At 57.5% G+C, this 9,015-nt stretch carries 7 protein-coding genes and 1 pseudogene; 1 reads left to right on the forward strand and 7 read right to left on the reverse strand.

What is annotated here, in order from left to right:
* Positions 1 to 159: 159 nt before the first annotated feature.
* The 5 genes and pseudogenes from ACWB12_RS14125 to ACWB12_RS14145 form a co-directional block, all read right to left on the reverse strand.
* Positions 160 to 813: a histidine phosphatase family protein gene (locus tag ACWB12_RS14125; protein WP_479530735.1), complete on the reverse strand. Its 654-nt coding sequence runs from the start codon at positions 811 to 813 to the stop codon at positions 160 to 162.
* Positions 807 to 1,413: pseudogene (locus ACWB12_RS14130) on the reverse strand (pyridoxamine 5'-phosphate oxidase family protein). Before ACWB12_RS14130 ends, ACWB12_RS14125 begins: the two are co-directional and overlap by 7 nt.
* Positions 1,413 to 2,141 (reverse strand): lysophospholipid acyltransferase family protein, encoded by a 729-nt coding sequence (locus ACWB12_RS14135; RefSeq protein ID WP_479530736.1) that lies wholly within the window; start codon positions 2,139 to 2,141, stop codon positions 1,413 to 1,415. Before ACWB12_RS14135 ends, ACWB12_RS14130 begins: the two are co-directional and overlap by 1 nt.
* Entirely contained in the window at positions 2,141 to 3,046 is a 906-nt protein-coding gene (locus ACWB12_RS14140) for a cell division protein FtsX (RefSeq protein ID WP_479530737.1), read from the reverse strand. Before ACWB12_RS14140 ends, ACWB12_RS14135 begins: the two co-directional genes overlap by 1 nt.
* On the reverse strand, positions 3,043 to 3,720 hold the full coding sequence (locus ACWB12_RS14145) for a cell division ATP-binding protein FtsE (protein ID WP_479530738.1): 678 nt from the start codon (positions 3,718 to 3,720) through the stop codon (positions 3,043 to 3,045). Before ACWB12_RS14145 ends, ACWB12_RS14140 begins: the two co-directional genes overlap by 4 nt.
* Positions 3,721 to 3,885: 165 nt before the next feature.
* Here ACWB12_RS14145 and ACWB12_RS14150 point away from each other — a divergent pair, with 165 nt between their 5' ends.
* Entirely contained in the window at positions 3,886 to 4,680 is a 795-nt protein-coding gene (locus ACWB12_RS14150) for a zinc-ribbon domain-containing protein (RefSeq protein WP_479530739.1), read from the forward strand.
* 22 nt (positions 4,681 to 4,702) lie between these two features.
* On the opposite strand, the gene ACWB12_RS14155 is transcribed toward ACWB12_RS14150, so the two are convergent.
* Positions 4,703 to 7,300, reverse strand: a complete 2,598-nt coding sequence (locus tag ACWB12_RS14155; protein ID WP_479530740.1) for a TIGR02302 family protein — start codon at positions 7,298 to 7,300, stop codon at positions 4,703 to 4,705.
* A 24-nt stretch (positions 7,301 to 7,324) separates the two neighbouring features.
* Entirely contained in the window at positions 7,325 to 8,590 is a 1,266-nt protein-coding gene (lysA, locus tag ACWB12_RS14160) for a diaminopimelate decarboxylase (RefSeq protein WP_479530741.1), read from the reverse strand.
* Between the last annotated feature and the right edge of the window lie 425 nt (positions 8,591 to 9,015).

Below are 9,015 nucleotides of genomic sequence, written 5' to 3' on the forward strand. Positions count from 1 at the left end.
TCCAAAAGATAAAGGAATTCAAAAGGATAGCATTACGTGCATGTAAAACTGACGATAGTTTTAAGGCCATGATTTCAATCGTCGCAACCGTCATTCATTTGCGGTAAACGTCAACAGGCCCTAATACACTAGAGCAAATCCAATCCTATTGGATTCGCTCTAGCCAAATGTTTGGGCCTCAATACGGTCAGGATGTTCCAGATGCGGAATGGCCCCGAACTGGGTCAGATGCAGATCATCCCCCTCCAGTTCAAACTTGTGAACCGAGGTGTTCATCACTTTCAAGAACAGTTTGGTCTTTTTCACCATATCCAGCCCCAGCGAAATCGCCGCCAAGGTCGCGATCACGCCGGTTGAGGTGACCAGCACAATGCGCCCGTCCTGCCCCGCCGCATTATGCAGAGCACCCATGATCCGGCTGCAAAATTCGTCATATGTTTCCAGACCGGCGTGCATTTTGCCGCCCCGCCACACATTCAACAGCTGCGGCACGTGCAGGGCAAAGGATTGAATATCACGCGGGATTGCCACCCCGTCGCTGGCGCGCAGGCTCTCGGCCAACCCGAAATAATCCAGCTCGTTCAGCCGCACATCGGTGCTGTGCGGCACCCCCGCCAGCGCCATTGATTCCACTGTTTCGATCTGGCGGGTCATCACCCCTGATATAACCTGATCAAACGGCTGCCCCTCGCGTAAAACCTCGCCCAGCCAACGCGCTTGCTGATGACCCAGATCAGACAGGCTGTCATAACTGGCCTCGTCCTTGGCCCCTGTCTGGGCTTGGCCATGCCGGATCAGGGTCAGTTCTACCACATCGTTTCCTTGGCGCGTGCACCCCAAGCGCGGTCATAGGTTTCGCCGTCAAACGTGCCGTCAGTCATTTCCTTCAGCATATCGCCAACCGTTGGCAGGCCTTCGGACAAATCACCATCCTTTCCACAAACCGGCCCGCATCACAGCACGGGCGCATTGGGAATAAACCTCGGCGATTTTGATGATGATCACCGAGCGGGGATGTTTGCCATCCACCTCGAACCGTTCCAGCATTTCGGCATCCGTAGTGATACGCGCATGGCCATTCACCCGCATCACAGTGGTTGATCCAGCCACCATGAACATCAGCGAAATCCGCTCATCCGCAATAATGTTACGCAGGGTGTCTATACGGTTGTTGCCGCGCCAGTCGGGCAGCGCCAACGTGTGGGCGTCCAGTTCAACCGCCACCGGTCCCGCATCGCCGCGCGGTGATCCATCGGTGCCATCCGGCCCAACCGTCGATATCACACAAAACCGGCTGCGCATGATCCACGCCCGATACGTCGGGGTCAGCTGATGTGCGACCTTAACGATAGCCGCCTCGCTCGGTTGCCCATAAATCGCCTCAAGCGCCTCGATTGAATCAACATAGTCCATCACACATCCATCCCCGCTTCACGCATCAAACGATCCGAGGCAGCCTCGACTACCTGTTCCAGCTCAGCCATAAATTCATCCCGCGGTTTGCCCGCCGCAATACGCGGTAAAAACTCCAGCACCGCCACACCCTGTTTGCGGTACACCCCGCGTTTGGGCCAAAAAACTCCGACGTTCGTTGCCGCCGGAACGCAATCCATCCCAGTTTGTTCATACAACAGCCCCGTGCCGATCTTGTAGGGTGCTTTCACCCCGGGCGCGATGCGGGTGCCCTGCGGATAAATCAGCAACTGACCGGGCAGGTTTTTACCGCTTTCCACGTCTGCTTTCATCTTTTCAATCGCTTTGCCGCGCTTGCCGCGGTTCACCGGTATATTGCCCATTCGTGATCCGAAAAACCGGAACACCGGCAGGTAATGCAACTCGCGTTTGATAATCACACGGGGTTGCCACGCGACGCTGATGATCAGGATCACATCCAGAAATGACTGGTGTTTTGAGGCAATCATGCAGGCATCTGTCGGCACCTCGCCGCGCACTTCGGTTTTCAACCCGACGATCCAGCCCAAAGTCCAGCGGCAATAACGCGAATAGGTTTTAACGTAGGAATAAACCGCGTGACGATTGAAAATCGCAAACGGCAGATAGGCTAGCGCCATCAGGGGCATCGCCAGATACATCTGGATCGAAAAAATCAGGCTTCGCAGCCATTGAAACGTATATCCCATCAGGTCAGTTCCCTTAAACTGCGCAAAGCCGCAGCGCGGGTAGCCCAAAACGCCACACCTGCCGCCATTGGAGGTATGACAAATGGCCATAACCAATGCCAGCCCTGAAACCCAAGCCCCGTCAGGAACCCACCCGCAACCGACGCACTGGGTAAAAACGCCACTGCGATCATTCCTGCAAGTGAACCGACCGCCGCCCCCGTCAAGGCCCGCAAGGTAAAGCGGCGCACGAAGGCCCGCGCGATGTAATCGTCCAGCGCCCCGACCAGCCGCAAAACGCGGATCACTTGTGCATTCGCCGCCAATGCCGCATTCGCCGCCAGCGTAATCATCGCCCCCGTCGCCAAAGCAATCAACAGGATCGAGATAAACCCGAGCGACCGTAGCCGCCCTGCCGCCTTGACCAATGGTTTGCGCCAGCGCGTGTGATCATCCAGCACCGCCCCCGGTGCCTCGGCCGACAGACGCAACCGCAGCCCGTCCGTGTCATAACCATCGCTGTCCTCGATCACCTCGATCAATTGCGGGATCGGCAGGCTTTCTATCGGCAATCCTGGGCCAAACCACGGCTCAAGCAGCGCCATTTGCTCCTCATCACTTAACACCCGCGCCTCGGCCACACCTGGCGTGGTGCGCAATACCTCAACCGCCGCGCGGGTTTGGGCCTCCATTTGTCCTGCCGGGGCTGAAATGCGCACAGTAGATGATCGCGCCAGTTCAGACGACCACCGATCCGCCAACCGCCCCGTTGCCAACGACAACGCCATCGCAAACACGACCAGAAACGCCATCGCCGCCGATGTGAACAGCGTTAGGGTGGCGGTGTATCCGCTGGGCGGCACCACTTGGTTGGCTTTCCTGTCACCCTTTAGCAACGCAAATATCTTATCTTTGTCCAACCTCACAGATCCGCCCCCGCCAGTTGCAACCGCCGATTATTGATCCGCAGCACCCGCGCATTGACCTGTGATTTCGCCGCACGGATCAGGTTTAGATCATGGGTGGCAATCATAATGGTTTTGCCCATCCGGTTCAGCTCGACCAGTAAGGTCAGCAGCCGTTTGGACATCTCCCAATCGACATTTCCGGTTGGCTCGTCCGCCAATACCACATCGGGCGACATGATCACCGCGCGGGCCAGCGCCGCCCGTTGCCGTTCGCCGCCCGACAATTCCGCAGGCAGTGCATCCGCACGCCCGCCCAACCCAACCCATGACAATAGATCGTCCAGGTTTTCGGCCTCGCCCCCCGCATCACGCCCCGCAACCGTTAATGGCAAGGCCACATTGGCTGATAATGGCAAGTGGTCCAGAAACTGGCAATCCTGATGCACCACCCCGATCCGTTGCCGGTTACGGGCAATTTCATTGCGGTCCATCGCGCGCGTATCACGGCCAAACACCTGCACAAGGCCGGATGTCGCGGCCAATTCCATATAACACAACTTTAAGAAGGTGGTTTTACCTGACCCCGACGGCCCCGTCAGAAAATGGAACGATCCGGGTGCCAGTTTTAGCGAAATATCCGACAATAATTCGCCCCCGCCATAACTATAGGCAACATTTTGCAGCTCGATCACATTCGACCCTTTCCTAGCTGAATTAGCGACAGTAGTGCCTAAGATTGTTCAATGTTTCAATATAAAGAACACTCAAAAGGATTGATCTTCGCCAATCCCTTGCTACAACAGGAATAGTTAACGAAATCAGGTTGGCAGCAGAAGGCGGCCAAGGCGGGGAAATCCATGCGGTTAATATGCCCGAATTGCGATGCACAATACGAGGTGGACGATAGCGCCATTCCTAAAGGCGGGCGCGATGTCCAGTGTTCAAGCTGCGGCAAGACGTGGTTTCAGAAGTCTGCGGCGCAACTGGATGATGGCGATACAGCAGAAGCATTTACCCCAACACCAACCCCGCAAGAACCAGAAGTTGAGCCAGAACCTCAGCCCGCCGAGCCAGAACCGGAACCCACGCCCGATCCCGAGCCACAACCGGAACCGGAACCGGAGCCACGCAAACCTGACGAAGCGGTCATGGACGTTCTGCGAGAAGAGGCCGCACTAGAAACCGAAGCCCGCCAAAGCGAGGCGCAGGGCGGATTGGAAACACAACCCGATCTGGGGCTGGACCAATCAGATAACAGCACAGACACCCACGCCGCCATCAGCGAGCGAACGGCACGTCTGCGCGGCATTGAGCCAGAGACAGACAAGAACACACCAAGAAGTGATCTGCTGCCCGATATCGAGGAAATCAATTCGACTTTGCGGGCGGAATCCGATGTCGAAACCGAAGTCTCCGTCACCGATAAAAAGCGCAGTCGTCGTGGGTTCCGGCTTGGGTTCGGGCTGGTCATAACGCTGGCGACGCTGCTACTGCTTGCCTATGCTTACGCCCCGCAGATTATTGAAAAACTGCCCGCGAGCGAACCTTATATGAACAGCTATGTTGAAAAGGTGGACGGGTTGCGCGATTGGCTGGACCAGCTGATGAAAACCGCAACCGCGAAAATGTCGGGCACCGCTTCCGACTCTTGATATTGCGCATATTAAATCCGGATCAGAACTGGTCCAGCAGACGTTTCAGATAATCCAGTTCCACGTCAGGGCGGCTTTGGTCCCCTGAACGACGGCGGATTTCGTCCAGCAATTCGCGGGCACGCCGGTAGACATCTTCACCCTGTAACAGGTTTTCATCTGTGCCGATCCTGCCACGACCACTATTGTCACGGCCCAGCGGGTCGCGTGCATTGGCGTTATCGCGGCCCTGTGCCTCGCCTTGTTGACCCGGGTTTTGCTGCTGCTCATTCTTGGCAATCGCATCGCTCAAACTGCGCATGCCTTCGCGCAGGGCTTCCATCGCGTCCGCCTGATCATTCAATGCCTCGGCCAGATCACCGTCACGCAGCGCCTCTTCTGCCCCCTCCATCGCCCGTTCGGCCCGTCCCAGCGCCTCGCGCGCCGCATCGCCTTCGGGCGTTCCAGCCCCTGGCAATCCGCCTTTCTGGCGTTCCAACTCGTCGCGCAGCGCTTGCTGACGATCTGCAAGACTGCCTTCCTGCCCCTCGCCCTGCTGGCCGCCACCTTGTTGGCCCGTTTCATCGCCGCTTTCGCCCTGCCCTTGCCCGCCTTGCCCTTCATGGCTGCGACCTTCGCCTTGGCCACCGGCCTCGCCACGGTTCTGGCTGCTCTCGCCACGGTTGGCATCCGGATTGAACTGTTCCTGCAAATCGCGGAACGCCTGATCCGACAGGCCTTGCTGATTGCGCAGGGTATCCTGCAAATCCTCCATCGACTGCTGGCCGGGGCTTTGCTCGCCGCCCTCACCGCCCTCCGCCATTTGCAGGTTCTCCATCAGCTCGTTCATCCGCTCCATCAGGTCGGCAGCTTCCTCCATCCGCCCCTCTTCCATCAGCTCTTGAATGCGGTCCATCAGCGCTTGCAGCTCTTCTTGGGTAAAGCTGAAGGTCTCGCTGTTTTGCGCGTTCTGCTGGCCCTGCTCGCCATTCTGGCGCTGTTGTTCGGCCAACTGGCGCATATAATCCTTGGTCGCGTCGCGCAATTCCTGCATCAATTCGGCAATCTCGTCCTTGCTGGCCCCGTTTTTCATCGCCTCTGCCAGACGTTCCTGTGCACGGTGCAGGCGCTCCTTGGCGTCCGCCAGTGATCCATCCTCGAACGCCAGCGCGATCTCCCACAGGGCCGCAGCAATTTCATCGCGCGCCTCGGTGGTCATATCAAAGGCCACCGCCGCCTCGAGCCGTGTGAGCGCCACGCGCAGCATCAAATAAGCACCGTCGTTACGCACAAACCCTTCGGGGCGATGCGTCACCGCCCGCAACACTTGCGCCACCCGTGCGCCGTTATCGCGTGACCACAGCAAATCGCGGCGTTGTTCGATCACCGCACGCGCCAATGGCGCAAAGAACCGTCGCCCTGGCAACATCATTTGCACGGGATCAGATTGTCCCGTCTGCCCCGCCGCATCCTCGACCGTCAACGTCAGGGTTACAGGCAAGCCGACCCATGCGTGTTCGGACAGATCATCAACCAGTTCTTCGGTAAATTCGCTACGGTCACCCGTGATCGGCAATGGCAGGTCCAACACAATCGATGCACGTTCTTCGGGCACAGCAGCCAGCCCGTAGCGCCGCTCGATTGCGTCCATATCCAGTTGGAATTCGGCCTTGCCGCGCGCAACCGCATAGTCATCGCTGGCGGCAAATGGCTGGCGCATGATGCCCCGCGCCTCGCGCACCAACTCGCCATCAATCCGAACTTCGGGCGGCATATCGGGCAACAGGGCAATCGTCCATTCGGCACCACCTTTGCCATCAATCGCAAGGATACCGTCCTGCGTGACTGTTACCTCGTGGGAAACGCCGGTGGGGTCGGCTATCTCAACCACATCGCTTGAAACCGTTTCGCGCATTCTCAAGGCACCAACTTCGCCATAGAGCCGCACAGTGATCCGTGCGCCCTTTGGCACGCTCAATTCACCCTCAGACAGGTCATTCAGATACAGACTGGGCTTGCCGGTATAGGCAGGGGGTTCGATCCAGCCTTCCCAGCTGGGGCCGGAGGCCAATGCAGCACCACCTTGCCCCGTAGCGATATCGCCAACCGAGGTCACCTTGGACAGTGACCCAAACAGCAAGGCCACCAACAGGGCCAGCACCGCCACATAGCGCAACGCATAGGGGTCACGCGATGCGATGCGTAAATCCGCAGGCGCAGGTTTCGCCCCGCGCACCCGATCCGCCATTCGTATCAGATGTGCTTTCCAGACCGCTTGCGACGCTTCATCATCCGCACCAACGGCCTGCGTATCGGCCAATGCTGTAATCGGGTGACCCGGCAGGCTGTGATCCAGCCGATCAACTGCCTCATCCGCACGCGGCCAGCGGAACCGCCGCAGCCCGTAAATCAGCGCCCAGACTGCCGCCGCTGCAAACACCGCCGCCACCGTCATTGCTGCGCGGGGTGATATGAAATCCTGAACCCCTAACATAACCAGCGCCAGCGCCAGCATCAGAACCGCCCACAGCGGCCAAAACGCCCGCGTGGCCCGTTCCGCAACCATACCCAGACGGGTCAGACGCAGCGGTCCTGCCAGCCCTTTCAAGGCATCCGTTTCTGGCTGGTTTTGTTTGGTCATACCATCGCTTTCATGCTCATACGCCTAGAGCCATTCGGGTATGGTATCGCGATTTATCATATCTTCCAAGGTTGGCCGCGCCCTAATAACAGCGAATTGATGCCCATCGACCAGAACTTCGGGGATCATCGGGCGGGAATTGTATTCCGACGCCATCACAGCACCATAGGCACCGGCTGACCGGAATGCGACCAATTCGCCTGCACCCATCGACACCAAATCACGATGTTTGGCAAATGTATCGCCGCTTTCGCATATCGGGCCGACGATGTCATAAGGCGCCTTATCCAGCCCCGCCGCCGCCTCGACCACCGGAATAATATCATGGTGTGCATCATACATCGCGGGGCGGATCAGGTCGTTCATTGCTGCATCCACGATCAGGAACTGGCGGTCTTCACCCTGTTTCACATAGATCACCTGCGTCACCAGTATGCCCGCGTTACCGGCAATCAACCGCCCCGGCTCGATCTCGATCTCGCAGCCCAGATCACCCAAAGTATTCTTGATCAACTGGCCGTATTCCATCGGCAGGGGCGGCGCATCATTGGAGCGCTCATAAGGTATGCCCAGACCGCCACCCAAATCCAGCCGCTTGATCGTATGCCCCTCAGTGCGCAGTTGTTTCGTCAGCTCAGCCACCTTTTGGTAGGCGGCCTCATAAGGCGCAAGCTCGGTCAACTGACTGCCGATATGAACGTCAATGCCGATCACCTCCAGACCCTTCATTGCAGCGGCCTGCGCGTAGACCTCTCTGGCGCGCGAAATCGGGATGCCGAATTTGTTTTCGCTTTTGCCGGTAGCGATTTTGGCGTGGGTCTTGGCGTCCACATCGGGGTTCACCCGTACGGTGATCGGCGCAACGACACCCAGCGACAGCGCCACCTCGTTCAGCACGACCATCTCGGGCTCGCTCTCGACATTGAACTGCCGGATGCCACCGTTCAGCGCCATCCGCATCTCATCGCGGGTCTTGCCAATGCCGGAAAACACGATCCGATCACCCGGCACACCCACGGCCCGCGCCCGCGCATATTCGCCACCCGACACCACATCCATGCCAGCGCCCATATCCGCCATCAGCTTTAGCACCGCCTGATTGGAATTGGCCTTCATCGCGTAACACACCAGATGGTCCATGCCCTCCAGCGCCTCGTCAAACAGCCGGTAATGGCGGCGCAAGGTGGCGGCGGAATACAGGTAAAACGGCGTGCCGACCTGCGCCGCAATTTCAGGCACGGCAACATCTTCGGCATGCAGGATGCCATTTTGGTATAGAAAGTGATCCATCGTTTGGCCTTGTTCGCTAAGCGTAAGACTTACCGATAAGGAATACCGCAAGAATGGCAAGGGGGGCGGACTGTTAAATAGCCCCTCTGCCCCTTGTTGATTTCCTATTCCAAGAGAACTCAACAAAACTTGTTTGGTTTAATGTGCCTCTGGACCCGAAACGCTGACGACGGGCATCAAAGGAACACCTTTTCCAGTAAGCCCCATTTTAATTTGTGACCGCGCACTTATAGTACTCATGCCATTACTAAAGTGGTCCATCACGTTAGAGATTTGCATAATAGCATACCGAACATCTGGATTAGGGCCTGTTGACGTTTACCGCAAATGAATGACGGTTGCGACGATTGAAATCATGGCCTTAAAACTATCGTCAGTTTTACATGCACGTAATGCTATCCTTTTGAATTCCTTTATCTTTTGGA

The sequence above is a fragment of the Profundibacter sp. genome (assembly GCF_056498605.1).